This is a genomic window from Methylobacterium sp. 22177, from assembly GCF_052045615.1.
Classification (GTDB): Bacteria; Pseudomonadota; Alphaproteobacteria; order Rhizobiales; family Beijerinckiaceae; genus Methylobacterium; species Methylobacterium radiotolerans.
In genome coordinates, this window is record NZ_JBQEPK010000032.1 from 15,088 (window position 1) to 39,946 (window position 24,859).

Annotated in this window: 28 protein-coding genes and 1 tRNA gene; 7 read left to right on the forward strand and 22 right to left on the reverse strand. The window is 67.6% G+C overall.

The annotated features are described in order from the left end of the window. Positions 1-223 precede the first annotated feature (223 nt). A complete protein-coding gene (locus tag ACTJK8_RS23440; protein ID WP_012322502.1) occupies positions 224-610 on the reverse strand; it encodes a TIGR02300 family protein in 387 nt (128 codons plus the stop codon). 268 nt (positions 611-878) lie between these two features. Here ACTJK8_RS23440 and aroA point away from each other — a divergent pair, with 268 nt between their 5' ends. The 4 genes from aroA to ACTJK8_RS23460 all read left to right on the forward strand — a co-directional run bounded on the left by aroA (position 879) and on the right by ACTJK8_RS23460 (position 3,467). Then, the gene (aroA, locus tag ACTJK8_RS23445) at positions 879-2,228 is read left to right on the forward strand and encodes a 3-phosphoshikimate 1-carboxyvinyltransferase (RefSeq protein WP_053621804.1); all 1,350 of its coding nucleotides are present in this window, start codon (positions 879-881) and stop codon (positions 2,226-2,228) included. A 5-nt stretch (positions 2,229-2,233) separates the two neighbouring features. Then, a complete protein-coding gene (cmk, locus tag ACTJK8_RS23450) occupies positions 2,234-2,872 on the forward strand; it encodes a (d)CMP kinase (RefSeq protein WP_012322504.1) in 639 nt (212 codons plus the stop codon). 92 nt (positions 2,873-2,964) lie between these two features. Next, a tRNA-Lys gene (locus ACTJK8_RS23455) sits at positions 2,965-3,040 on the forward strand. Between the two features lie 256 nt (positions 3,041-3,296). Further along, positions 3,297-3,467 carry a hypothetical protein gene (locus tag ACTJK8_RS23460; RefSeq protein WP_440762578.1) on the forward strand — a complete coding sequence of 57 codons (171 nt, stop codon included), beginning with the start codon at positions 3,297-3,299 and terminating at the stop codon, positions 3,465-3,467. A 516-nt stretch (positions 3,468-3,983) separates the two neighbouring features. Here the strand turns inward: ACTJK8_RS23460 and ACTJK8_RS23465 are convergent. The 19 genes from ACTJK8_RS23465 to ACTJK8_RS23555 form a co-directional block, all read right to left on the reverse strand. After that, positions 3,984-4,430: a hypothetical protein gene (locus ACTJK8_RS23465; RefSeq protein ID WP_440762579.1), complete on the reverse strand. Its 447-nt coding sequence runs from the start codon at positions 4,428-4,430 to the stop codon at positions 3,984-3,986. Position 4,431: 1 nt separating this feature from the next. Beyond that, entirely contained in the window at positions 4,432-5,106 is a 675-nt protein-coding gene (locus ACTJK8_RS23470) for a hypothetical protein (RefSeq protein ID WP_440762580.1), read from the reverse strand. 701 nt (positions 5,107-5,807) lie between these two features. Next, a complete protein-coding gene (locus ACTJK8_RS23475; protein ID WP_440762581.1) occupies positions 5,808-9,107 on the reverse strand; it encodes a phage tail length tape measure family protein in 3,300 nt (1,099 codons plus the stop codon). Next, positions 9,094-9,420, reverse strand: a complete 327-nt coding sequence (locus ACTJK8_RS23480) for a hypothetical protein (RefSeq protein WP_440762582.1) — start codon at positions 9,418-9,420, stop codon at positions 9,094-9,096. The genes ACTJK8_RS23475 and ACTJK8_RS23480 overlap by 14 nt, the downstream gene beginning before the upstream one ends. A gap of 11 nt (positions 9,421-9,431) precedes the next feature. Then, complete coding sequence (locus ACTJK8_RS23485; RefSeq protein ID WP_440762583.1) at positions 9,432-11,039, reverse strand: terminase large subunit; 1,608 nt, start codon at positions 11,037-11,039, stop codon at positions 9,432-9,434. Further along, the gene (locus tag ACTJK8_RS23490) at positions 11,008-11,406 is read right to left on the reverse strand and encodes a P27 family phage terminase small subunit (RefSeq protein ID WP_440762584.1); all 399 of its coding nucleotides are present in this window, start codon (positions 11,404-11,406) and stop codon (positions 11,008-11,010) included. Before ACTJK8_RS23490 ends, ACTJK8_RS23485 begins: the two co-directional genes overlap by 32 nt. Continuing rightward, positions 11,403-11,948 (reverse strand): head-tail connector protein, encoded by a 546-nt coding sequence (locus ACTJK8_RS23495; protein WP_440762585.1) that lies wholly within the window; start codon positions 11,946-11,948, stop codon positions 11,403-11,405. Before ACTJK8_RS23495 ends, ACTJK8_RS23490 begins: the two co-directional genes overlap by 4 nt. Positions 11,949-12,422: 474 nt before the next feature. Then, the gene (locus ACTJK8_RS23500) at positions 12,423-12,866 is read right to left on the reverse strand and encodes a hypothetical protein (RefSeq protein WP_440762586.1); all 444 of its coding nucleotides are present in this window, start codon (positions 12,864-12,866) and stop codon (positions 12,423-12,425) included. 64 nt (positions 12,867-12,930) lie between these two features. Then, positions 12,931-14,139 (reverse strand): phage major capsid protein, encoded by a 1,209-nt coding sequence (locus tag ACTJK8_RS23505; protein WP_440762587.1) that lies wholly within the window; start codon positions 14,137-14,139, stop codon positions 12,931-12,933. An 8-nt stretch (positions 14,140-14,147) separates the two neighbouring features. Then, a complete protein-coding gene (locus tag ACTJK8_RS23510) occupies positions 14,148-14,690 on the reverse strand; it encodes an HK97 family phage prohead protease (protein WP_440762588.1) in 543 nt (180 codons plus the stop codon). Next, positions 14,687-15,958: a phage portal protein gene (locus ACTJK8_RS23515; protein WP_440762589.1), complete on the reverse strand. Its 1,272-nt coding sequence runs from the start codon at positions 15,956-15,958 to the stop codon at positions 14,687-14,689. Before ACTJK8_RS23515 ends, ACTJK8_RS23510 begins: the two co-directional genes overlap by 4 nt. After that, the gene (locus tag ACTJK8_RS23520) at positions 15,955-16,224 is read right to left on the reverse strand and encodes a hypothetical protein (RefSeq protein WP_440762590.1); all 270 of its coding nucleotides are present in this window, start codon (positions 16,222-16,224) and stop codon (positions 15,955-15,957) included. The genes ACTJK8_RS23515 and ACTJK8_RS23520 overlap by 4 nt, the downstream gene beginning before the upstream one ends. A 199-nt stretch (positions 16,225-16,423) precedes the next feature. After that, the gene (locus ACTJK8_RS23525; RefSeq protein ID WP_440762591.1) at positions 16,424-17,050 is read right to left on the reverse strand and encodes a hypothetical protein; all 627 of its coding nucleotides are present in this window, start codon (positions 17,048-17,050) and stop codon (positions 16,424-16,426) included. Positions 17,051-17,251: 201 nt separating this feature from the next. Next, entirely contained in the window at positions 17,252-17,827 is a 576-nt protein-coding gene (locus tag ACTJK8_RS23530; RefSeq protein ID WP_440762592.1) for a hypothetical protein, read from the reverse strand. Between the two features lie 53 nt (positions 17,828-17,880). Continuing rightward, complete coding sequence (locus ACTJK8_RS23535) at positions 17,881-18,003, reverse strand: hypothetical protein (protein ID WP_440762593.1); 123 nt, start codon at positions 18,001-18,003, stop codon at positions 17,881-17,883. Then, positions 18,003-18,230, reverse strand: a complete 228-nt coding sequence (locus ACTJK8_RS23540; RefSeq protein ID WP_440762594.1) for a hypothetical protein — start codon at positions 18,228-18,230, stop codon at positions 18,003-18,005. Before ACTJK8_RS23540 ends, ACTJK8_RS23535 begins: the two co-directional genes overlap by 1 nt. Positions 18,231-18,602: 372 nt before the next feature. Continuing rightward, positions 18,603-18,824: a hypothetical protein gene (locus tag ACTJK8_RS23545; protein WP_440762595.1), complete on the reverse strand. Its 222-nt coding sequence runs from the start codon at positions 18,822-18,824 to the stop codon at positions 18,603-18,605. Beyond that, entirely contained in the window at positions 18,821-19,021 is a 201-nt protein-coding gene (locus ACTJK8_RS23550) for a DNA-binding protein (RefSeq protein ID WP_440762596.1), read from the reverse strand. The genes ACTJK8_RS23545 and ACTJK8_RS23550 overlap by 4 nt, the downstream gene beginning before the upstream one ends. A gap of 56 nt (positions 19,022-19,077) precedes the next feature. After that, the gene (locus ACTJK8_RS23555; protein WP_440762597.1) at positions 19,078-19,686 is read right to left on the reverse strand and encodes a hypothetical protein; all 609 of its coding nucleotides are present in this window, start codon (positions 19,684-19,686) and stop codon (positions 19,078-19,080) included. A gap of 138 nt (positions 19,687-19,824) precedes the next feature. On the opposite strand from ACTJK8_RS23555, the gene ACTJK8_RS23560 reads away from it, so the two are divergent. Both ACTJK8_RS23560 and ACTJK8_RS23565 read left to right on the forward strand, forming a co-directional pair. After that, positions 19,825-20,967: a tyrosine-type recombinase/integrase gene (locus tag ACTJK8_RS23560; RefSeq protein WP_440762598.1), complete on the forward strand. Its 1,143-nt coding sequence runs from the start codon at positions 19,825-19,827 to the stop codon at positions 20,965-20,967. 1,461 nt (positions 20,968-22,428) lie between these two features. Further along, the gene (locus ACTJK8_RS23565; protein ID WP_012322505.1) at positions 22,429-22,716 is read left to right on the forward strand and encodes a hypothetical protein; all 288 of its coding nucleotides are present in this window, start codon (positions 22,429-22,431) and stop codon (positions 22,714-22,716) included. A gap of 72 nt (positions 22,717-22,788) precedes the next feature. Here ACTJK8_RS23565 and ACTJK8_RS23570 read toward each other — a convergent pair whose 3' ends face one another. After that, complete coding sequence (locus ACTJK8_RS23570) at positions 22,789-23,727, reverse strand: alginate O-acetyltransferase AlgX-related protein (RefSeq protein ID WP_244413164.1); 939 nt, start codon at positions 23,725-23,727, stop codon at positions 22,789-22,791. Between the two features lie 251 nt (positions 23,728-23,978). Between ACTJK8_RS23570 and ACTJK8_RS23575 the strand changes: the two genes are divergently transcribed. After that, a complete protein-coding gene (locus ACTJK8_RS23575; protein WP_024827990.1) occupies positions 23,979-24,158 on the forward strand; it encodes a hypothetical protein in 180 nt (59 codons plus the stop codon). Positions 24,159-24,176: 18 nt separating this feature from the next. On the opposite strand, the gene ACTJK8_RS23580 is transcribed toward ACTJK8_RS23575, so the two are convergent. Beyond that, positions 24,177-24,467, reverse strand: coding sequence for a PilZ domain-containing protein (locus ACTJK8_RS23580; protein WP_012322508.1), 291 nt, complete (start codon positions 24,465-24,467; stop codon positions 24,177-24,179). Positions 24,468-24,859: the final 392 nt, after the last annotated feature.

Here is a 24,859-nt window from a genome sequence, read left to right on the forward strand (position 1 = left end):
GGATCGAACCGATGACCTCTTCCATGCCATGGAAGCGCTCTCCCAGCTGAGCTAAGGCCCCACTTTAACACCCGCCGCGGTTTGGGTCCCGCGGGGTCTCGCCGTTCCGGGTCGCGGCCGGCGAGGCCGGTTCTATAGGCGGCTCGCCTCGCGGACTCAACCCCCTTTTTCGCTGCCGCCCGAGGTTTCTGCGGGGGGCTGGGTCGGGGGGTATGGAGGCGCCTCAACCCTCCTCGTCGTTCTCGATATCGCCGTCGATCAGGTCGGAGACGTCGTCGTCGCCGGCGTCCTCTTCCTCCAAGAAGGTGTCGTCGTCCGAAGAGTCCCCGTCCTCGACCGAGTCGTCCTCGGGCGTCGGATCCGCGTCGTCCTCGGCGGCTTCGACTTCGTCGAGGGAGACCATCTCCGGCCCCTTCTCGTCCGTCTCGTCCTCATCGTCGTTGTTGGCCGGCCCCCGCGACAGTGCCGGGGGCGCCGCACGGCTGGACGTGGCGACCGCTTGGTAGACCGCGCCGCATTTCGGGCAGACGGCGGGATCGCGGGCGAGGTCGTAGAACTTCGCGCCGCAGCTCATGCACTGGCGCTTCAAGCCAAGTTCCGGTCGGGCCACGGGCGGACACCTCGTCGTCAGTACTGTCTCGGGGGAGGGGCCCCGTTAGTCGCGGTGGCGGCCCCTGTCAATCGACCCCGCGCAGGGCGCTCGGGGCGGCGCGCGCCGGCGCTCCGCGGCCTGGGATCGGCGCGGGCGACGGGTGGATGACGGCGGGCGGTGCCCGTGTTAACCGCGCGGCGATCTCACCGTCCGATTGCAGCGCCGCGGCAGGCCCGCGCGACGCGCCGGATCCAGGCCCACGTCTCAGAGCCCGAACGGACGTCCCGTGTCGCACGATTCGAGTCCCCAGCCCCTCACCGCCGCGCCGGGCGCTCCGCTGCGCGGACGCCTGCGCCCGCCCGGCGACAAGTCGATCTCGCACCGGTCCATGATCCTCGGCCTGCTCAGCCAGGGCGAGACGCGGGTCGAAGGTCTGCTGGAGGGCGACGACGTCCTGCGCACCGCCGCCGCCGCGAAGGCGCTCGGGGCGGGTGTCGAGCGCCTCGGTCCGGGCCGCTGGCGGGTCCAGGGCGTCGGTATCGGCGGCCTCGGCGATCCGGCCGACGTGCTCGATTTCGGCAATGCCGGCACGGGTTCCCGGCTGATGATGGGCGTGGTCGGCGGACAGCCGGTGACCGCGACCTTCGACGGCGACGCCTCCCTCCGCTCGCGGCCGATGCGCCGCATCCTCGACCCCCTCACCCGGATGGGCACGCAGGTCCTGTCCGAGGCCGAGGGCGGCCGGGTTCCCCTTACCCTGCGGGGCCCCAGGGAGGCGATCCCGATCACCTACGAGACCCCGGCGGCCTCGGCGCAGATCAAGTCGGCGGTGCTGCTCGCCGGGCTCAACGCGCCCGGCGTCACCACCGTGATCGAGGCGGCCGCGACCCGGGACCACACCGAGCGGATGCTGCGCCTGTTCGGCGCCGCGGTCAGCGTCGAGCCGCACGGTCCGGGCGGCCACGGCCGCAAGGTCGCGCTGACCGGTCAGCCGACCCTGCGCGGCACCGACGTGGTGGTGCCGGCCGACCCGTCCTCGGCGGCGTTCCCGCTGGTGGCGGCGCTGATCGCGCCCGGCTCCGACGTGGTGATCGAGGGCGTGATGATGAACCCGCTGCGCATCGGGCTGATCACGACGCTCCTCGAGATGGGCGCGCAGATCGAGCGCGTGGCCGAGCGGGAGGAGGGCGGCGAGACCGTGGCCGACCTGCGCGTGCGCGCGAGCCGCCTGAACGGCGTCGACGTGCCGGCCGAGCGGGCGCCCGCGATGATCGACGAGTACCCGGTGCTGGCGGTGGCGGCGAGCTTCGCGGAGGGCCGGACCCGGATGAGCGGCCTGCACGAGCTGCGGGTGAAGGAATCGGACCGCCTCGCCGCCGTGGCGGCCGGGCTGGCGGCCAACGGTGTCCGCCACACGGTCGAGGGCGACGACCTCGTGGTCGAGGGCGACGGCGCCGCGGCGCCGGGCGGCGGGACGGTCGAGACCCATCTCGATCACCGCATCGCCATGGCGTTCCTGGTGATGGGACTCGCGGCGCGGAACCCGGTCACAGTCGATGACGGCGCGATGATCGCCACGAGCTTCCCGAGCTTCCTTCCGACCATGCAGGCCCTCGGCGGCCGGATCGGGGCGTGACCGCCATGCCGCTCGTCATCGCTATCGACGGACCGGCCGCGTCCGGCAAGGGCACCCTCGCCAAGCGCCTGGCCGATCATTACGGCCTGCCGCATCTCGACACCGGACTCCTCTATCGGGCGGTTGCGCTGGCGGTCATCGATGCGGGCCTGTCGCTGGACGATGCCGCGGCCGCGGCGCGGGCTGCCCAGGCCCTCGACGCCGGCCGGCTCGAAGACCCGCGACTGCGCGAGCGGGCGATGGGCGAGGCGGCCTCCCGCGTCTCGTCGGTGCCCGAGGTCCGCGCCGGTCTGCTCGCGTGGCAGCGCCGCTTCGCCGCCGACCCGCAGGGGGCGGTGCTCGATGGGCGCGACATCGGCACGGTGGTCTGCCCCGAGGCCTCGGTGAAGCTGTTCATCACCGCCTCATCCGAGGAGCGCGCCCGCCGCCGCCACCGGGAACTGGCTGGCCGCGGCGAGGCCGCGACCTTCGCGGCGATCCTGGCCGATATCGAGGCCCGCGACGCTCGGGACGCGTCGCGCAGCGCCGCGCCCCTGCGCATGGCCGACGACGCGGTCCGGCTCGACACCACGGAGCTCGACGCGGACGCGGCTTTCAACGAGGCCCGCGACATCGTCGAACGGACCCGCGGCGACGCGGCCTGAGGGTTGTCCACCTCCGTCGTGTTGACCCCCCGGGCCCGCTCACCTATTGCGGACGCGCCGTCCCCGACGGGCCGCCGCGCGGCCCGGGACGCGAGCGCGTAGCTCAGCTGGTAGAGCAACGGACTTTTAATCTGTAGGTCCTGGGTTCGAGTCCCAGCGCGCTCACCACAGATTTCACCCGCTAGGTCAGCGACTTAGCGGGTTTTCTATTGCCCGAAACGTGTCGCGGTAGGCTTGCAACACGCCGCAACACAGGTTGAGGTTTTACAACGGGTTACAACAGAGCGTAGGCTGCTCCGAGCAACACGGATGAAACACGTTTCGTGTGCTGATGAGGTTCTGACGTATGCCGCGAGCATCTCGGTTCGACGGTCCTGCGCCTTCTTGCCTCTATCCGGATGAGAAGGAGCTCGCCGAGCTCATCATGGGGCCGGCCCGCTCGAAGGGCTGGACCGGGCTTGCCGTGGTGCTGGAGCGCGGAGGCTTTCCGCGTGTCGATCCGCAGTTCGGCGGACGCTACTGGCCAGCCGTAAAAGCCTTTCTGGACCGGCGCCATCATGTCGACCGGCGAACCGGCCGGACTTTAGAAAGCTGATTCGGCAGATCCCGCGCCGCATTCGCAAGGCAGTCTGTGATCGACCGCCCTTAAGGCTCCAATCCGATGCCAATGATCATTCGGGCGCTTCGCTCAGCGTTACGCTGATATAATGCGATGTCTTGGCTCTTCACTTGAAGAAATTGCATCTCTTGCAGGCTTGCCGGTTTAGGCATCTTCTCGTGTTCCAGGCCTCGGCAGTCGCGTCTGCCTGCCAATTCGAGGTCTATTCCTCGGCACGGGAACGGCTGGCGGTCTAGTGTCGTCTGCTCTCCCGATCTTGACCAGTCGGATAAACCAGCCAACCGTTGCGCCTGCAATCAATAGAACTCCGCAGATGCGGAGACATGTATTTTCAAATCCGGGAGAAAATTCGTGGCCGAGAGCTAATAGAAAGACGCCCGCAAATATGGCTGAGTAATACTCTGCCGCGCGGCCGAGCTTGAATTTTTCGATAAGGCGAAGGCCTTTATCGAGTAGCGCGAGCGGATTGACGGCCACGATATCTAATTTCTGCTAAGTCCGTACCTCTGTAGAACCTCTCCTGGCAGCAATGCTGAGCAGGCCGAATCCTACAGAAAGAATCCCGGAGCAGGCCACGAAATACGTAAACTGATCGCCAATCAGAAATTTCACGCCGAGTACAAGGCCGGCAATGATTGCAAGCAGTGATAAAGCAAAAATCAATCTTGTTGTTGTTGTATATTCCCTTGCATCATTGTTTTCCGTTGGATGCGCAGCCGTCAACCCACGCATGAGGGCGGCTCGTTCTTGTGAACGTAGTGTGCGATCAAAAAGAATTTGAGTATGAACGTGCAATCTATTCTCGACACCACGTTCACGGGATCGCCGCGCCTCACGGTTCTCTCGGTTCGGAGCACGGCATGACGTATTATCGAATACGTCGTCAAGGCAACGATCTTCGAAATCATGCCGGCTTGAGTTCGGTACAGCGCTCAGCATGTCACCATTCCGAGCTGTAAATTATTGAAGGTACGTTCATTTTCTTTTCGATAAGGCGTTGGATTAGTTCTGTTTTGCTTATTGCTCGTTCTATTTCCCCTCGAAGTCTTTTGAGATCTTCATATGAAAGATTAACTTCAAAATAAAGATCGTCCTCATTCCCGTCGGAGTATTCAACCATGAACGTGTTTTTTATAATTGCGACCTCAAGATCGGTCCGTTCATCATTCAGGACCGGCCGAACATCGGTTATAACACGCGCCTCGTGAACATGATACCTGTGCTTGTAGTATAGATCCGAAGTTTTTACAGCTAGTTCGATGTTAGAATCGGTGATGATCGCTCTAAGTTGTGGTAATATTTGAGCCCAGTTATCAAGATTCTCTTTGCTCCACCCTGCTTCATGCAAGCCGTTGGTAAGGGCGTCTAAAAGTTCATCAACTGAAACTTGCAACCGATCGGCGGTGCGGCGTAAAGAAATTGCGCTAGATGCGACTCGGAGAGCCTCATCCTGTTCAAGGAATGCACTTAGGAATTCAGAGAGCTGTTCCAGCTTTAAAAATTTTTCGCCACAACTGGAAAGTCTGTTCCTCACTAAATCCAGCCGAGCAGCGCCCAGCTTGGTAAGCTCGGTAAATTCCCTACTTCTAGCTTCGGAGATTGGCAGAGCGTCCATCGGTTCAACGATCCCAGATCGCGCGCCGGCCGCGCAAGTTGGCGAGCGAAGGCACTTGATGAAACAGCCAAGCTCTCTCAGGCATCATTAAGGCGCCTATGCTCGATGAACATTTTTACTACCGTTGGTGCATTTTTACAACATGAAACGAAGGGTGGCTAAGTGGTGGGAGGGAAGGAGCCAACTCGGCGCATAGGGAAAGCTCGATCGTCGTTGGTTTGAGGCCAATCTGACATGATCTTCAAAGCAGTGTGGCGGATTGCTGGCGATCTAGGGCATCAACCCACGACCACCACCATTTCCTCTCTTCTACCCGTGAAGGCGAGTTGGCACAGGGTCACGTAGCGCCGACCAAACCCAGATCCGATCCTCGCGATTTCCCCTTCATTCCAGATCCTGATCGTTCTTAGAAACACCGGCATGACGTGCTCCGCGAAACCGCATCTGCGACCCAACGACTCAGCGCCTCGACGTTGAAGATCATGCCGTCGGCAGACCTACGGCGCTCGCCAAGTTCGCGATGATGCTGAGCTGCTTTACGTGGTGTGCCCGCCGTCGAGCAGCAGTCACCCCACACGGCTCCTGATCCTGAGCGGCGAGTTGCGCCCGGTGGTGCTGCGCGCGGGCGCGGAGACGCGGCCAGCGATCGCCGACCGGGATCCGCTTCAACTCGGCCGGCGATGGAAGGCGCGCGCGGCCCATCAGCCGGCCTTGCGGTAGCGCCGCGCGCCATTCGCCGCGATCGCGTTGATGTTGCGCTCGATGTGACCCTGGACACGCGACATGCCGGTCGCCACGCCGCGGTCGATGGCGGCCTGCACCTCGGCGTTGCCCTGCGCGCCTCGAGCGTCGATCGAGATGGCGATCTGACCCGGGGTGCCCTGCCCTTCAGCGGGCGCGGTGGGCACCGGGGGGACGGGCCCGGAAGTCGCCGGCATCGAAACGAATCCGCCATCCGCATAGCCGCGGAGGCCATCAAAGAACCCGCGCCCGACGCGCCCGACCGTGGCCGCGTCGATCACGTACTCCCCGCGGTGGACGATGCCGGCGGGCTCGTATTTCGCCCCGTGGCCGGTGAAGCCGCCGTCCGCGAAGCCGAGCAGCGAGCCCAGGCCGCCGCCGGACTTGAACGCGGATCCGATCAGGCTGTCGATCGCGCCGCCCAGGATCTTGTCTCCGATCCGGGACAGGGCACTGCCGAAGGCCTTCGCGGCGTTCTCGCCGTGGCTGAGGCTGGTGGCGAAGGACGTAGCGGCGTCCGTCAGGGTGGTGCGGGCATCGCTGAGCATGGCGTTCTGGCGGGCCTCGCCGATGAACGCCTGAGCCTGCGGGCTGGTGGTGTCCCCGAAGGTCGAGCGAGCACGGCTGAACGCGCCCTGGTCGTAGCGGTCCCGGCCGAGCTGATCCCGCTCGAACTCCAGATCCCGGCCGGCGCGGGTGCCGGCGAGCGTCCGCGTGGCGCTGGCCATCGCCGCGGCCGTCTTGGCGAATTCGTCCCGAAGCTGCGGGGTGATCTCCCGGCCCTGGCTGATGGCGTCGTTCAGGAGCTGCTGCTGCCGGGTGGCGGCGTCGAGCGCCTCGCCGTTCCGGCCGAGGTACTGGCTGTTGAGCTGAACGAGGCGGTTCTCGTTCTCCAGGGCACGGGACCGGGCATCGTCGCCGGCGATCTCCTGCCCGGTGGTCGGCATGTTCCGGAAGCGCTGCACCTCCGCGAAGGCCTTGCGCGCGGCCGCAGACGTGCCGGAGGAAGCGGGCCCGTCGTGGTAGAGGCCATAGGCAAGCGCCTCGTCGCCGTTGGCCTGGTCGAGCCGGGCGCGCAGATAACGAGCACCGCCGAGCACGTTCTGACGGGGGTCGGTCGGATCGACGCCCAATTCCCGAGCAGTGCCCGGCTGCAATTGCATCAGCCCGTATGCGTGCGAGGTCGGGAAGTTTCGGTTCGCGGCCGCGGTCGGGTTGAAGCGGCTCTCCGCGTAGGAGACGCCCAAGAGCAGGTCGAGCGGCACGCCGGTCTGTGAGGCCGCGTCGAGGTAGTGCTGGCGGAGGTTCGCCGGCACCCGGTTGATAAGGCCGCTGCGCCCCGTCTCCGAGAACGAGGCCTCGCGCTGCGCGGTCTGGAGCCGGGTGACGCGCTCGAGCTCCATCGCCTGCATCTGCTCGAAGCGCTTCGACGGCTCCAGGTTCTGAGCCTCCAGCTTCCGCTGACGGTCGGCGAACTCGAATTCGATCTCTGCCGAGGTCCGGCCGAGCCCGGAGCGGCCGACCTGCGACGCATCGAACTGCGCCCGGCGGAGGCCATCCGCGAGCGCGGAGCCGCCGTTCCGCAGATCCTCCGCGATCCGGCGCGCCGAGGCCTCAAACCCCTCCATGGTCCGCCGGCTCTCGCCGTTCGGGTCGATCACGCCCGCGGCGAGGTCGGTGCGGATCTTCGTGGCGGCGTCCTGCGCCTTCTTCAGCGCCTCGCCCTCGGGGTTGGCGCCCTGCACGAGGCGGTTCACCTCGCGGCTGCGCTGCGCCAGATCGGTCGTCCGGCTGCGCTGCGCCGCCTGGTCGATCTCGGCTTGCACCTTCGCGATGTCGGCCCGGATCTGGTTCTCATCGAACCCGAGCAGCGAGTCGAACAGCCCGCCGGCTGTGCCCTTGTTCCGCTGCCGGAAGTCGAGTTGCCCCTGGAGCGCCTTCAGACGCTCCTCAGCGGCACCGCCACCGAGGCCACGATCGATGAACGCGCCGATCGCGTCGAACTCGTTGGAGGTGTTGCGGCTGAACTCCTGCCACTGGCGCGAGAAGAACCCCAGGCGCGCGTCCGCCTTCTCGACGCTGCCGGCGAAGGCCTCGAACAGCGCCCGCTGTGCCCCGAGCCGATTCCCCTGCGCGTCGAGACGCTGGATGTTCTCCTGCGCCTCCGCGTCGAGGAAGCCGAGTTGCTTGTTCAGCGTCTCGGCGCCGGCCGCGGGAGCCGCAAAAGCCTCCGCCAGCGCCTTGGCGGCGTCGGGGAGCTCCTGCCGGGTGATGACGGCATAGTCCCGGGCGGCGCCCAGGAGCTTGCCGTACATCTCCGAGCCGATGCGCCCGGTCGAGGCGAACTCGCCCGCCATCTCGCGCGCCGCCGACACGCTGAGCCCCGCGGGCCCGGCCGCCGCCGCGGCGATAGCGTTGATCTGGCCGACGGTGGTCCCGCTCGCGCGGCCCATGCCGGCGAGGGACAGGGAGAGCTCTTTCTGCTGGTCCCGGTAGGCGCCTAGCGCGACAATGCCGGTCCCGATCGCGGCCGTCGCGACGCCGACCGCCCCGCCGACAAGGCCCACCCGGGCCGCCAACCCCGCCGCCGCGTCGCCGGCCTGCGTGAACGCGCCCCGCAGGCTCGCGCCGCCAGGGCCGCCGAAAACCTGCGCGATCTGCGGCCCCTGCTGGAAGGCCACGGTCGACAGGTTGCTCCCGCTGCCGAGGGACGAGACGATGTCGCTGGCCTGATAGGCGAGGTTCTGCACCTGGTCGGCCCGGAGCCGCCGGTTCTCGTTCGCTGCCGCGGCGGTGCCGGTGCCACCGAGAGCGCCGAGCCGCCGGCTGGCCTCGATGTTCTCCAGGACCTTCGCGCCCTGGTCGCCGAGCCCGCGCCAAGCCGCCTGGATGTCCCGGGCGGAACGTTGCGCCGCCGCTGCGACGCCGCCGTAGCGCACCTGCAGGAGGTCGAGGGTCCGCGCGTGCTCCGTCGCCGAGATGGCCGCTTGCTCGAATGCCCGGTCCACCGTCCGCGTCGAACGCTCCAGCAACTGCTGCTGACGGACCGTGGGGTCGATCTTCGCCAAGAGCCGGTCATAGGCCCCCGCGACGCTCAGGGTGCGCCGGCTGGCCGCCTCGGTCGTGACGCTGGCCGCCTCCGCCGCCGCGCCCATGCGGGTCTGTGCCGCCGCAACGGCCTCCGCATCGGCGCGAACCTTGTCCGCGCCTTGGGAGCTGTACTGCACCGTGACACGGCGGATCGTCTCAATCGACGGCATGGGACGCCCCTGCGTTGGTGTTGGCCGTGCGGGCCGCCAGCGAGTAGCCGTCGAGGCGCGCGGTCGCGGTGCGGTGGAAGGCGTTGAGGAAGGCGCGGACCCAATCGGCCGGGATGCCGGAGTCGAGGTAGGTGCGGGCCACTTTCACCGCGGCATCGGTCATGCGCGCCGTCATGGCGTCGATGCGCGCGGTGTCTTCCATCTCCTCAGGCGTCAGGCCGGCGAGGTGTCTCGCTACCGCATCCACGGACTCGATCGCCATGTTGCGGCCGGCGGCCTTCAGATCGGATCGGGTGCGCAGCGGGATCGTCATGGCGCTTTCCCTCATCCGAGCACGAGAAGGTCGGCGTCGAAGTCGTCCGCCTCGAAGTAGCTGGGCTCAGAGGCCGGGGCCGACGCGAGGCCGACCGCCATCCCGCAGGCCACCGCGACATCGATCGCCGCCGAGCTGCGCGTCTTCGACAGGAAGAACAGGTTGTTCTCGAAGGTGCGCGGCACGGCGTTGAGCACCGCGTGGCGCAGGACCGGCGACCCGCCGTGTCGAAATCGGCGGGAGATCATCGCCCGCTGCATCTCGACGTACATCGGAGCCAGGTGCGCGGGCGTCTGCGGGCACTCAAGCGTCGGCAGGCCATCGGCATGCAGCCGCGCCATGATCGAGCCCGCGAATTTCGGGTCGAAGCCGATGGCGGTCGCGCCGTAGAGCCCGTGCAGCTCGCGGACCTTCGCCTCGATCACGTCTTCCGGGATGATGTCTCCCGGCATGACGGTGAGCGCGCCGCTGTCGCGCCAGCCCTGCCAATCGTACTCCGGCGCGGCGGCCGAGCGGCGCCGGAAAGCCGTCTCCGGCAGGAAGGCGAAGGCCAGGACGGTGTAGCCGCCATCATCATCCGGGAAGGCCGCCGCGATCCCCGTCATGTCGTAGGTGCGGCTCATGTCGACCGCGATGGCGCAGCGTTGGCCCATCAGGGCATCGGCGTCGATCTCGGCCGCGCCCTCGTCGTAGACGGCCGCCTCGATCCAGCCGGCGGCCGTGCCATCGCTCCAGATATTGAGGTGGGTCTGCCGGAAGCCCGCCGCCAACGAGGGAATCTCCCGCGCCTGCATCGCCTCCGATCGCAGCGCGGCGAGGTCGGGGAAGCCTGAGGCGAGGCCCGGGTTGACCGTGTGCCAGAGCTTTTCGTCCAGCCAGTCGGCCTTCTCGTCAGCCTGGAAGATCACCGGCAGGAAAGAGGGATCGCGGCCGGGGTCGGCCAGCACCCGCAGCGCGTACTGGTAGAGGTCCCAGCACACGCCTTGCGACCGCTCGCCGGCGGTGGTGGTGATGATCGTGAGCGAGCCGGCCGTCTTCGAGGCGCCGGTCCGCAGCGCGTTCCACAGATCGTAGCCGCGCCAGACGTGCAGCTCATCCGCGTGCAGGAAGTGGACGGTCTTTCCGTGCTGCGCGTCGCCGTCGGCCGAAATGGCGGTGTAGGTGGAGCCGGACCGGTTGTGCCGGATCCGGTTCTTGGCGTCGGTGAGGTGCGTCGCCTCGATCAAGCGGGCGTTCTGCGCGCGCATCGCCGCCGCCTCATCGAAGGCTTCCCGGGCCTGAGATCGCTGCGACGCTGCCACCAGAACCTGGCCGCGCGGCCGCTGCGCCGGGCCCATCATGTGGCCGAGGGCGAGCGCCGCCGTCAGCGTGGTCTTCCGAGCGCCCCGCGGCAGGAGCATGAACACGGTCCGGACCTGTCGCTCGCCCATCTCATCGGACGGCCCGTAGATCCGCTCGAGGATGCGACGCTGCCAGCGGTGCGGGAGCGGTCGGCGATCATCCCCCTCGCTCGCGGCGTGGGTCAGGAGATCGACGAACCGCAGCATCCGCTCCGCGCGGCCATGCGGATCCGGGATCGGCGAGGAATCAAACGCCCAGGTCGGCGTAAGGGTCGGCATCCTCCCCTCCCTTCGGGCTGGAGGGGGCCGGCGCGCCGCTGCCGATGATGCCGAGACGCTTCGCGAACTGGAGAGCGTTCTGCGATGCGCGATTCCGGGCCCCGACCAGGGGATGGACGCGCGGGATCCCGTTGGCGCCCTTGATCGTGAGCTTCGCGCCCCGCAACTCGCGATCGATCTCCGCGATCATGCCGATGGCGCCGACGTAAGCGGCAAGAAGCGGCTCGGTCTCGGCCGTGAGGGTCCCGCGCTGCCGCAGGACCGGCGCGAGACGCTTCCACTCTTCCCGGGCTGCCTTGCTGAGACCGCGCGGCGGCCCGCCGGCGGCCGTCTTCGGAACGAGGGTGAGGATGCGCGCAGCACTCATCCGAAGGCCCATGTCCGATAGGTGTCGAGGCCCGAGAGGTCGACCACAGCCTCGCCCGCCGACGCCTCGCGATTGGTGTAGAGGCTGCCGACGCTACGGATGATGGCCGTGCGGATCGGCTCGGGCACCTCCGCATATCCAGCCGTGAACTCGATCGCGACGGCGCCGGGCGCAGCCAGGACGGTCGGCCATACCGAACGAGCGCGCAGCACCGCGGGATCGGTGCCGATGATGACCACGTCGGCGAGGTCGAGCGCCCGCTCAACGCCGGCCGGATCGATGTAGCGCACCGCCTCGACGCTCAAGAGCGGCGGCAAGGGCAGCTCGATCCCGTAGCAGAACCGGTCTCGCTCCAGCCGCCAGCGCTGCGATCCGAGTGCCCGGCCGAGCACGCCGTCGCGCCCGTCTAGGCTCGCGGTTGCGCTGGCGATGAACCGCGTGAGCAGCTCGTCTTCTTCCGAGTGGCGGATGCGGAGATTCGCCTTCACCTCCTCCAGCGTCACCACCGGATCGGGCTTCGAAAGCGGCGTCAGCCGGTCCATTTCCCTGCCCTCGATTTCACGATTCCGCCGCCGGAAAAAACGTCGCGTGTGTCGCGTTGCGGACCCCATGCGGTTCGGGCTCCCCAGGTCGCTGGTTCGGACCCTCCCCCCGGGTAGGGGGTGGCTTGGGCGCGCGACCGAAGCCGCCTTCCTCGCGCACGGCCTTCCGGCTGTTGCAGCCGCGGGCCATGGGCTGCCAGTTGTCCCGGCTCCAGAAGAGGCGCTGATCGCCACGGTGCGCCCGCTTGTGGTCCACCATGTCGGCAGGCCGGCCGCAGCCGCAGGCACAGCGCTCGTTGCCAGGGAGGGCGAGGAAGGCCTTGCTCTCTCGCTCCCATTTCGAGGTGTAGCCGCGCTCGCGTGAGGTCGGCCGGCGAGCGTCAGCCGCAGCCGCGCGCCTAAGCTGGCATGGGCACAGCGCACCGGGCTCGATGCGATGGCCGCAGGCACAGCGTCGAGGCGCGCGCTGCATGGTCAGGCCGCGGCGGGCAGGTCGCGCCCGTGCCCGAGGATGGCGATGGCGGACAGCGCCGTGCCGGTCGCATGGGTGCCGGCGAAGTCGGCCCGCAGGCGCACGTACGGCCGATCGCCCACGGTGCCGTCGACATAGCCGATGCGGTGAACGGTGGCGCCGGGATGCGCGGTCCGCTGGCTCAGCACGATCCCATTGGCGTCGGGCGTGGCGCCGAGCACGTTGTCGGCACCGACCGGATCCCAGGTCGTTCCGTCCTCGCTGTGCTCCATCACCACGTCGATCCGGTTCGTGTTGGTGAAGCTGATCCCGCCAGCGCCGATGCTCAGCACGAAGGTGAGCGCATCGAAACTCGAGCGATCCACGGTGATGGTGGCGGGATCGTCGGCGTAGGTGCCGGGGGCGATGGCCGCGACGGTGGCCATCATGCTCTGCTGATCGCGCATGTGCGCATCTCCTCTGTTGCGGTGCTGCGGGTGAGGGCTGGCGCGGCGACCGCGCCGAGCCAGGTCAGGAGATCTTCAGCCCGCGATAGGCCTCGGTCTGGACCGGCGCCGCGCCGACGCGCATGCGGGCGTGGAAGCGGGTCTGGCCGACGGTGGCCAGCGTGTAGGGATCCCGCAGGAAGCTCACTCCCACGCGGTCGTAGATCCGGTAGGAGCGCTTCCAGTCGCCGAACAGGATCGGGACATCGCCCGACGTCGCACCGGACGGCAGGTCCACGGCTTCCACCACCGGATAGCCCAGGAGGGTCGGCGGCTCGCCCGCGGACAGCGACTCCTGCCACATGAATCGGCCGGTGCCGTCCCGCAGGTTCCGCACGAGAGCGATCGTGGGACCCGCCATCATCCACGCGCCGTTGCGGCGGTAGACGGCCGGCAGGTCGTACAGCACCGAGATCAGGGCGGTGTCGAGCTTCTTCGCGGTGGAGCCCGTCGCGGTGCCGGCGAACTCGGCCGCCGTCATGGGCAGCGTCTTGAGGTCCGGCGCATTCAGCAGGCCGAGCGGCTTCTTCACGCCGTTGCCGGAGATGAAGCTCTCGCCCTCCAGGCGCCCGAACTCCTCACCGAAATCGAAGGCGAGCTCGGCGCCGATATCGATCGCGGCATCTTCCAGGAGGGCGTTGCTCACGTCGACGTAGGCCGCGGCCTCGTGCGCCACCACCTCGATCTGGCCGAACTGCGGCTCGGTCGGCTGCCGGCGCTCGATCTCACCGACCCAGCGCGCGGTGACGTTCTGGGTCCGGCGCGGGATGTAGAGGCTCGCCGCCGACATGTTGCCGACGCGGGCCGCCGCGCGCACCGGGCTCATCTGCACGAGGTTCCGGATCATCTCCGTCGTGAACTCGGGCGGAGCGAGATAGCCGCCGGACGGGCCCTCGGCGACGCGGAGGTTCTTGCGCTCCTCCGCGGTCAGCGAATCGGCACCCGACCGGATGAGCCCGAAAAACGCCTTCTGCTCGTTGGTCAGGGGCGGCGGGCCGCCGGCCGAGCCCTGGCCGCCGGGACGATTCATCCGCAGCTCCAGCGCGTCGGCGCGGTCGTTCGCGGCCTTCAGGTCCCGGCCCATCTCGGCCATCTTCGTGTCGAAGCCGGTCTGAAGCCGCTCGACGGCCGCAGCCACGTCGGTATCGCCACCGCCGCCCTGGTCGCCGCCCGCGCCGCCGGTCTCGTCCTTGAACTCCAGCCCGATCAGGTCGGGGTCGAAAGCGCCTCGCATGTCCATCGTCAATTCCTTCCGAGCGCCGCCGCGGCGCGGTTGAGGGCCAGCACGAGGCGGCGCGCCTGTGCGGGGTCGTGGAGGGTGTTCTTCACGTGCGAGACCGTGGCGGCCTCGTTCATCGGGAAGCCCGTGAGGCTGATCTCCCGAAGGTCGACCACCTCGAGGAGGCGCTCGCCGCTCTTCCGATCCATCCGATGCCGGATCGTTCGGTAGCCGATGGACAGCGAATCCAGCGCGCCGGCCTTCATCAGCGCGTGCGCCTCGCGGCCGGCCTGCGTCTCGGTGATGATGCGACCCTTCACATGAAGACCTCGGCTGTCCTCCGCCGCCGCGATCCACACGCCGATAAGCTGCTGCGGATCGTGGTCACGGAGCATCTTCACCCGAGCGGCCGGCCGGGCGCTCAGGCTCGCCGCGAACGCCCCGGGCAGCACGCGGTCGCGGCCCTGGTCGACGCCGTAGGTGCTGGCGTAGCCCTCGAACTCGCCCGTATCTCCGATCGCCTTCGCCTCGATCGGCAGCACGGCACCGGCCTTGGTCTCGGTCACTGCATCGGCTCCGGAGTTGGCGCCGGCGGCCTCGCCGTCTGCGCGATGGGTTGCGGCTCGTTCACGGGACGGGTGTTGAGCGGCACCAGAAGCGTGTCGCCGCCCTCGACCGGCTGCTCACCGATCCGGCGCCGGGCGTTGTTCGGGCTGAGCACGCCACCGGCGACACCCTTGGTCATGGCGTCGAACAGCGCTTGCGTGTTGGGCCTGAGCAGATCCGAGTAATCGAAACGGATGTAATGGGTGCGCCGCTCTTCCGGCGTGAACAGCACGCGCTCGTGAGACTCCGTGAACAGCTCACAGAACGGCGCGATGCAGAACTGGACAAATTGGAGTCCGAGCTCTTCGGCGTTGCTATGTGTCGTCCGTTCCAGATCCTGGAGGAATTGCGGCGGCACACCGAAGGCGCGCGCGATCTCCAGAATGGCCAGCTTCCACAGCTCGACGTACTGCGCATCCACGCTGTTCATCGATAGCGACTGATAGGACACGTCGGCCGGAAGGGCGGCGGTCTTTCCCGCGCCGCTGCCGCCGAACGTCTTGTTCCACACCTCGGCGACGCGCTTTAGCACCGTGGCCGATACGGTTTTCTCCCCGTCCGCCGGTTTGATGCTGAGGATGCCGCCGGGCTTGGCGCCGTTGGCGAACAGGCGGGCGCCATGCTTCTGCAGGGTGCCAGCGAAGCCGATCCCCTCTCGGGCGAGGCCGACGACGCTGGTCAATTCGCCGTTGTCGGACGGGATCGGCTGGATGTGCGCGACGTCCCGCCAGGAATAGACCCGGTCGCCATAGCGGTAGGACGGCTCGCCCGTGTCTAGGTTCAGGTCACAGGCCAGCGATCCCGGCCGGAGCCGGATCATCTCGCGCACCTCACCCCGGATCCGGTTGGCCACGGCGTAGGCGACGCCATGCTTTAGCGCGTCGAAGGCGAGTTGCTGGAAATAGGTGAAGCGGCCCTGCCACGGCACCGGTGAGGCGAGGATGGCGTTCGCCGGATGGGCGTAGTCCTCGAGCTCCACGCCGTCGGCCTGCAGGCGCATCACGCGCACGTCGAGGCTGGCGACCGTGTTGGCGATGACCCGCACCGCGGCCAGGACCGCCGGCACCCGCAGCGCCGACTGCGGGCCGACGTTCTCGCCCGAGGCCGTGCCGACGCCGTAGCCGCCCGTCAGCAGCGCGAAGAGCTCGTCATCCGGATTCGACAGCGTGGCGCGCTCGACCGCGGGCGGGGCTGCCTTCTCTTCGCGGGCAGAGAATGGCCACATCATGCCGCGCCGACCTCCCGTCGAGCATCGCGCATGCGGTCCCGGATCGCATCGAGCTCGCGGCGCATGTCGCGGGCCTGGCGCTCAGCGCGATCCGCACGCTGAGTTTCTGCATTCCGGTCTGCTCGCATGGACTCGAAGGCGCGTGTCAGGCGCAGGTTGTCCCGCTTGAGCCGCCGGTTCTTCTCCAGAAGCTGCGCGATCGAGGCGTGCCGCTGCTGAGCCTGCACAGCGCCGCGTGCAGCATCGAACGTCTCGGCGGCGTTCATGCGCTCGCTCCTGACGATAGAGCGCGCATCGCCGATCGCACGCAGGCGGTGGTCGCCCGGTGCTGATCATCCATGCCGAAGGCCATGAACGAGCGCCCGCATCGCAGGACGGTCCCGATCATCCTCCGACCGGCATAGGCGTGCATCTGGCTGTCGGCGGACGCGCGGCAGGCTTCGAGATCGGGGCGGCCCGGCGCGCTCATGCCGACACCCGTTCCGCCAACGGCTGGATCAGATCGCCGAGCGCGAACAGCGTGGCGCCGGTGACGGTCGTGGCGTGCTGCCGGTCGACCGCCTGTGCCATCTCCGGCCGATAGAAGCCGTCCATCAGCTTCGTGCTGTCGACGATCCACTCACGGAGCACGCGCTGCCGGTTGAGGCTGTCGCGCAGCCGCATCGTGGCCACCGGAACGGGACGCCGGACCGTCACCTCCAGGCTGAAGCCTTCGAGCTGACGGCGGATCAGCGGGCCGTATTCGATCAGGGCGGCCAGCGCTTCGCCGAACGTCGGGAATTCCGAGATCAGGAAGAGGTGTCGCGGTGCCCAGTCCGCCTTCGGGGCGGGGCGGTGCTTCAGGGTCGATAGCAGCTCGACGGCGCGGGCCGACGCGCAAGGCGAATCCGTCCAGAGGCCGGCCATGACCAGGGCTGCCGCGTCTTCCGGGCTCACGTGGGTGGCGCCGCGACCGAAGTTGCCGACGGACATCAGGCCAGCATCGCGAAGGGCCATCCCGACCACGCGCAGGCTCGAGGCGGTGCGGCCGTCGACGCGGCTGAGGTGGTCGCAAAGGGTCGGGAAAGTGGCCACGGCATCCTGCCCGTCCATTGATGGCGTCAATGAAGATAGGCGGATCGATAGCTTTCGTCAATGAATGAGGTCTGCGGCATAGGTGCCAGCTATCGATCGGCCCGGCTCGGCACGTGGGATTCTTCGGTACTGGCTGACGCGCGGCTGGCCGGATGATCTCGACGGCTCAGAGACGCTGATCCTCGGTAGCCCCTTTCTCGGTTTCCGATGGGCTACGGTTTACGGAAGCTCGTCTATCTCTGGATCGTAGATCCAATCGTCTTCGAGGCCGGTTCTGACATCCTCGACGCGGAGTGGTTTCAGTCTTGGTTTCAGGTTCAGGTTACATGGGTGGGGACTGTGCCCACCACCGGGGTGGGGAGTGTCTCCACCAGTAGGGTGGGCACTGTCTCCACCACTTCTGCTGACAGGGTGGGGACAGTACCCACCACCTGTGAGCCACGAGAAACACGGCCGAGTGACCGTCAGGACTCGCGAGTTACCACCCTCGAATTCGACCCGCTCCAGCCGGGTGAGAATGTGACCGCGCTCGCGAAGCTGCTTAAGCGCCTTGTCGACGGTGTTGCCTTTCAGGCCGATCCGCTTCGCCAGCAATTCGCGGCGCTCGAAGGTCCGGGCTTTATCGTCGAGGCGGTATGTCAGGCCCCAGGCAACGATGACGGCCGAGCGCGACAGCTTCGCGTCTTTCAGGACGCTTTGCGACCACAGTTCGATGGCGTCCTTCTTCCCATTCTTCACGCGCGCGAAGAACAGCAAGCCGGTGATACGATCCTCGAGCTCTGATGCGCCGGGCATGACGATTCCAATGCGGGAAACCGCGCGGCAGGATCACCACCGCGCGGCGAGGGTCAGGCGAAGCGGCGGAGCGCGCGCATCAGGCGGCCGACGACCGGCCGGCCGAGCCGGGTGCGATTGGCGTAGTGCAGCGGGATCCCGATCAGGATCAGCAGGATCAGCTTCGAGCGGTCCATCAGGCAAGCACCTCCCGGGCGGCGGCATTCGCGGTGAGGGAGGACCGCTTCGCTCGAGCCACAAGAGTCTCGATCGCGTCGCCGAGTGCTGCCAGGGCGTCGGGCGAGACCCTGCTTGATACCTCGCTGAGGAGCCCCACGACGCAACCGAGGCCGTCGAGATGCTCAAGGGTCCGGTCGAGGTCCTTCAACTCGGAGCGGACAGTCTCGCAGCTTGCCGCGTTCATGCCCGGCCTCCCAGCGATGCCGAGGCCTCGCGCAGCGTGACGAACACGCCCACCCGCTCGCCGGTGGTCCGGAACGCCGCCCAGGCGCCGCGGCGGCGGTAGAGGTGGCCCACGCATCGCCGGCCGTCGTGAACGTCGACCACGTTCACACTTGCTTCACTCGTTGTGCTATAGGAACGGCACGTCATCGAATGCCCTCGCAGGGTTGGTGATGAGGCCGAGGAGCGGTTGCAGCCGCTTCCTCGGCCGTTCTATTTCCGGCACGGGTCCGGGACACGCGCGCCACGCTGGCGCGGGTGATTGATTGGCGCGCCACCGTGGCGCGCTAAATCTGGGCGGGACCCAGGTTTGCCCCGCGGCGGCGCAAACCCGTCAGCCGTCGTCGCGGCCGCGCTCGGCCTTCTCCAGTTGAGCCACGGCTCCGCAGAGGTCCTGCGCGAGCAGCAGTGCCGTCTCACGGTCGAGCGACAGGTTGAGGCTGGCGGGTCCCACCGGCAGATCGGCCACCAGCTTCACGAAGCTCGACGCCGGATCCTCACGGCACACCGCCGCGAAGACCTGGACGCCGGTCGGGGCGACGATCGCGCCCGTCACACCGCGCTCTCCTGCCGCTCGATCCACGCCAGGATCGTCGAGCGCCGGGCGCACAGGGTCCCACCGATCCGAAACGTCGGCAGGCCGAGCTTCTGCGCGGCGTGGTAGACCTTGCGCTTGTTGGCCTCGGTCGCCTCTCCGAACATGAAGAGGGCGATTGCCTCGGCGCCCGACAATAAGTCCTGGGCGAGAGACAAGCCGGTATCGTTCGCGCCGGTCGGGCGCGTTGCAGTCGATGTCATTTGGCGTTACTTTATTTTGCTAGTACGCTACCGACGGCGGCGAGTGTGCGTCCGTCGATTATAGTCAAGTCTTTCCGACCAAGAGAGGATGGCCAGAGATGTGATCCATCCCAGTAATGGCCGAATGCTTTGGTTTTCTGATACTGCAGCCAACGGAATGGATTGGCCGGAGACGGAGGGCCCTCTTCAGCAAGGCTCACGTATGCTGAAGCGGTGGGTTTCCCGAAGCCGATTTCAATGGTGCATTGGTCGGCGCCAGCGTCACGCGCAAACGCTGTGGTGCCGTCTTGCTGCGGGGTGAAGGCTTCGACGAGAATGCCAATAGCCTCCTGCAAGGTGACCTCCTTTTCGAAGACCCGCGCTATTGCCCAGTGTTGGATTTCGTTTCTCTCTGGAAACGCAATCTTCAGATCGCCATACGCTGACACAGCAGCAACAGCGTTTTTGGCTAAGTCACTCGCGTTGACGCCGATCAGGAGATTAGCGGCATCGAGGCTCGTCATTTGCGCTGCCGCTCTTCCTCGACCATGCTTGGAGATAAATCCAGCATCTCGAAGATACTGACCAATACCGGTGACAGCCATTTCGCTCAGGCCTTCGGCCTCAGCAACCGTTGCCACTAGGTCTCGAAAGAGCGCCATTGCAAGAACCGACAATAAGGATAATTCCGATAGAGCGTCAAGCACTATCTGGAAAATTCCGAAAGAAGCGTGATACGCTCTCGGGAGCCGGTATGGCATCGGCTCGCGAGGCATGGAATGGCAACGATCCGAAAGCGAACACTCCCATCGGGGAAGGTCCGATGGCTGGCCGGGTACTCCGACGGCGGAGGGAAGCGCCGCTTCCGCCAGTTCGAGACGAAGAGGGAGGCGGATGCCTTCCTCGTCCAGGCGCGCAACCAGGTCGCGACCGGCGTGCACACGCCCGACTCGGTCTCGCCGACCGTCGCCGAGGCGGCCGAGCTCTGGCTCAAGCGCTGCGAGCGCGACAAGCTCGAGCGAACTACGCTGCTGCAGTACCGCGGGCACCTGACCCACCACATCGGCCCGCGGCTCGGCGCAGTGAAGCTCTCGCGGCTCACGGTGCCGCTGATCAACGAGTTTGCCGATCAGCTCCTCACGGCCGGCCGCTCGCGCGTGCTGGTGTCCCGGGTCATGGTGAGCCTGTCGTCGATCGTGACGGAGGCGCAGCGGCGCGGGCTGGTGACGGCGAACAACGTCCGGAGCGCGAAGCCGGTGCGGCGCTCGGCCCGCGAGGACAAGCGGCCCGAGATGCCCAGCCGGGACGAGCTGAAGGCGATCATCAAGGCGACTCCCGACCAGTGGCGGCCGCTCATCCTCACGGCGATCTTCACCGGCCTGCGGGGATCCGAGCTGCGCGGGCTGACGTGGGGCGATGTGGATCTGAAACGCGGCGTGCTGAGCGTCCGCCAACGGGTCGACCGCTTCAACACCTTCGGGCCGCCGAAGTCGAAGGCCGGCACCAGGGACATCCCGCTGCCGCCGAACCTCCTGACCACGCTGAAGGCCTGGAAGCTCGCCTGTCCGAACGGGCCGCTTGGCCTCGTCTTCCCGACGGTCGACGGGACGGTGCAGGGCCACGCCAACATCCTCCACCGTTGTTTCTGGCCGCTCCAGGTGAAGGCCGGCGTCACGGTGCTCAAGGATGGTCAGGACGAGCAGGGGAGGGCGATCAAGATCCCGGAGGCGAAGTTCTCGCTCCACGCACTGCGGCACGCCGCGGCGGCGCTCTGGATCGAACAGGGGCTCTCGCCGAAGCGGATCCAGACCCTGATGGGCCATGCCTCAATCGCCCAAACCTTCGACCAGTATGGCTACCTGTTCGAGGCGCGAGATGACGAAGCGGCCATGATGGCGGGCGTGGAAAAGGGCCTGCTCTGAAAACCGACAGCAACGCCAATGCAACACGGCATTCATAAGCCGTTGTTTCGAAAAGAATATTTCTGGACTTTTAATCTGTAGGTCCTGGGTTCGAGTCCCAGCGCGCTCACCATTCTGCCAGCACGATCAGTTTCTCAGAGTAGCTCGACAATCCGCTGCTGCCCCGCGCGAAGCCCGGGGTTCACGCGGGTATCACTGATCGGCACGGAACAGCCCTGGCCCGTGACAGCGCCGGCCTGCCATCGGTGATCGCCCTCTGACCGAGCCTGGCACCATAGTCATGGACCGCGTCGGGTCTCGCGCGGGTGAGAACAGGTTCGCCCGCTTGTGAGGAGATCTGACCGGGGCGGAGCGCTTCACCTGCCGAGCGACGGACCACCGGAGGTGCCGCCAGTCCCAGGCGGCCCGCTTGTGGGCGTGCCGCCGATGTTCACGCCCGGCGTGGTGCCGGGCACGGGGGTGTTGCTAGAGTTGGCCTCGTTGCCGCGAGTGAACGGTCTCGGGCCAAGATCTCGAGCGCCAGGAGGCGCCCCACCAGTGCTGGTCGGGGGTCTCACCCCCGTGTTGCCGGCACCTCCCGTGACTACCTGGGCTGCGGCGGGGCCCGCCAGGACGAGACTGAGAGCGCCGGCGAGCGCCATCGTGGTGCGGTTCATGCGATTGTCCATGCTGCTGCTGCGGCACTGGAACGGCCGAGGTGTCGCGAAGTTCGACTGGGCTCGAACGAAGGCATGATGGTGGGGCAGGACCTCAGCGCCACCACGTTGCCGGGATCGTCAGCGGGCGCGGGCAGATGGCGCCTCTGCCCGGACCGCCGCCCTGATCCGCGGACTCGGACCGCCGGCTCGGGCTCCGGCTGCTGCCGGCCGATGTGACCGCTGTCCACCGAGGAGACCCTGCCGCCCCGCACGGATGCGACTTGCGAGCGGCTGGCTGACGCCACAGCGACGTGCGATCCCGCGACCGCAGCTCGATCACGCGACGCCTGTCGGCAATCGCGCGGCGCACGCCGTCATCGAAGTCGGCCCCGGCACTGTGCAGGATGACAGCGCGCAGGCCGTCCTGGCGCGCCGCACGGGAGTTCGCCGAGGCCCGCCTGAAGTCTGCCGCTTCGCGGTCGAAACCTATGCCATCGCTTGGACGAGCGTGAGGAGGGTTGATGCGACAGCCAGGGCCCCGACGAGGGCGAAGGTGGCGAGGATGAATGCGGGCATCGGTGCTGCTTCCCGTGCGTCCGCGTCGACGCCGCGGTCCAGACATGCCCGATGCACAAGGGTGCCGCGGTGTCACGGCGCACGGACGGCTAATATCGAGCTCTCGTGTATCAGTCCCGGCGCGCTCACTAAATCCTCGACCGTCGTTCCCGACAGCCGGCGCGGTCACCCCTCCGCCCGCACGAAGATCGGAACCCCTGGTTGCGCTTTGGGTTGGGCTCCCAACGCAACTGCGAAGGAATCACCGATGCGGAAGCTCGCTCTCATCTCAGCCGTCACCCTGTCCCTCGGCGCGCTCGGCGCCACCGGCGCCCAGGCGCAGGGCTATGGCTACGGCTACGGCGGCCATCACGGCTACGGCTACGGCCGCGGCTACGATCGCGGTTACGGCCACCGGCGCGATTTCGGCTATCGCCGGCACCGCGGCCTGTCGACCGGGGCCGCGATCGGCCTCGGTATCGCGGGCGCGGCCGCCGGCGCTGCCGCGGCGGGCGCCTTCGATCGGGGCCCGGGCTACTACGGCCGCGGCTACTGAGCCGTCGCGGTCTGACGGAGCAGAGTTCCGCCGCCACCGCGGCGGGACTCTCCTTTATGAGGGCAGCCTGGCTCAGCGCAGCCAGCGCCGGATCCGCTCCCGCAGTGTCGGGCGGACCGCCCGCCGCGCCCGCGCCGCGGCGAAGCGATCGATCCGGATCCGGTCATTCGGAACCTGCCGCAGGAACCGCTCAGCGATCTCGAAGATCACGATGTCCGGCCGGACCTCCTCGACGTAGGCCCAATCGATGTTCGCCGACCAGATCGCGTGGATTTCCCCGAAGGTCTCGGCCAGCATCGCGGTGAGGCGGGCCCCCGGGCTGTAGATGTAGGAATCGCCGAACAGCACCACGCGCCGCGGATCCGGCGCTTCCTTGTTCTGAAGGACGACGCGGGATCCGACGAACAGCCCGCGCGGACGCGCGGCCCGTCCCGATTCCCGTACCGCCACAAGCGCGTTCGCCTCGATCCGCGCCGCGCGGCGCGGGAAATCGTAGGCGACGTACGCCTCATCAACCGGGGGAACGAGCTTCTCGCCGAGGTCGAAGGTGAAGCGCTCGGTCACGCTGGTTCCGGCGAAGACGTGCGCGGCCGCCGGCGCGTCCAGCGCCTCGCAGAGCGCGCGGTACGCCGTCAGGTAGCCCCGGTAGGTCCAGTGCGTGTCCGTGCGCAAGTAGACCGGCTCCTCGCCCCGCGTTTTCAGGAGCGGCGTCTGCAGGTCGACCATCGGTGCCCCGCTGTCGCCGGCAACCAGCCGGGCGAGCCGGACCCCGGGCGGATCGTCGAGCCCCGGGAAGGGGCGGCCGAGGAGGTCCGGATAGATCGCGAGCTTGTCGGGGACGACGGTGTGGACGTGCCGGATCCCGAGGGCGTCCAGGCGGCGCGCCCGCCGCCCGATGAGCCGCGTCCAGCGCTTCAGGATCCGTCGTGACCTCGCAGTCTCGCCGTAGAAGGCTTCGACCTCGCGGGCGCGTCCGACCCAGTAGAGCCAGCCATCGTGTCCCACGGCCACGCCGTTGCCGCTCGTCCTCAAAGCTCCAGGCCTCCCACTGCCCGCGACAATCCCCGTCGATGACGCTGGACGTCCCGCCTCGACGGATCCGCGCGGGATTGCAACCCCTTCGCCGCGGGAGGGGCGGACACACCGCGGTGCGCGGCCTTTTTCACCCGCGGACCGACCTCCCGGTGAAACTTTATGGCCGCGCCGCGGGTACTTCCGTCATGCGCACCACTCCGCGCGGCGTCGCGAAAAAGGGCCGGTCCATGTCCGCGCTTGTCACGTTCATCGGCTGCGGCCTCGTTCTCGCGGGGTTCGCGGCCGAGAAGTTTGCCGAGCATCGCTGGCTCGCGGCGAGCCGGCCCGCGCCGCTCGACACCCTCGCGGTTCTGGCCCTGGCACTGCCGGCCGTCGGGCTCACGCTGATGGCGACGCTCGCGGTCTGAGCGCACGGGACTCCCGTCTCACACCGCGTCGCCGCAGAACAGGACGCCGACCGTCCGCTCCTTGCGCCAGACGAGCTGGACCGCGTAGCGCATCTCCGCGCTCGCCAGCACAAGGTCGAACACGTCCTCCAGCAGCACCGCCTGGGAACCGAGGAATTCGAGCATCGCGCCGCGATCGGAGATGTTCTTGACCTGGCAGGGAAAACGCGCGCCGTCCCGGTTCTGCGCGAAGGCCAGCAGGGCGGTGGGCTTCCGGTCGGAAGCCCGGCGTTCCACGAAGGCGGCAGCGGGGCTGGCGTTGCGGGACACGGCCGAGGTTCCTGCCCAGGTCGGCCGGTATGGCGCGATATCAGTAAAAATGCGCCGGATTCGCTAACATGTTATTGATAATCGGTCGCAGCGCCGAGAGATGGCAAGTCGCGTCCGGTTTATAAGATCGATCTCAGGTAATCACCGCCGGTCTTCTCTCGGCGGCCCTTCGCCCGCCTTGATGAACCGGCCGATCAGGAGGCCGAGCGGGATCGACACCAGGAACCATGTGCGCAGGAATCGCAGGGCGGTCATCGGCTCCCTCCGGCAGCGTTGCGGGTGTCGCATCCGCGGCCGTGCGCGACCATCCGGGGCCGGCGTCGCCGATGCGATCCTGAAACCTATCTGGTCCCGCGGGCGGCCTCTGCCAGTGGGTTCCCGGGCGGGGCCGC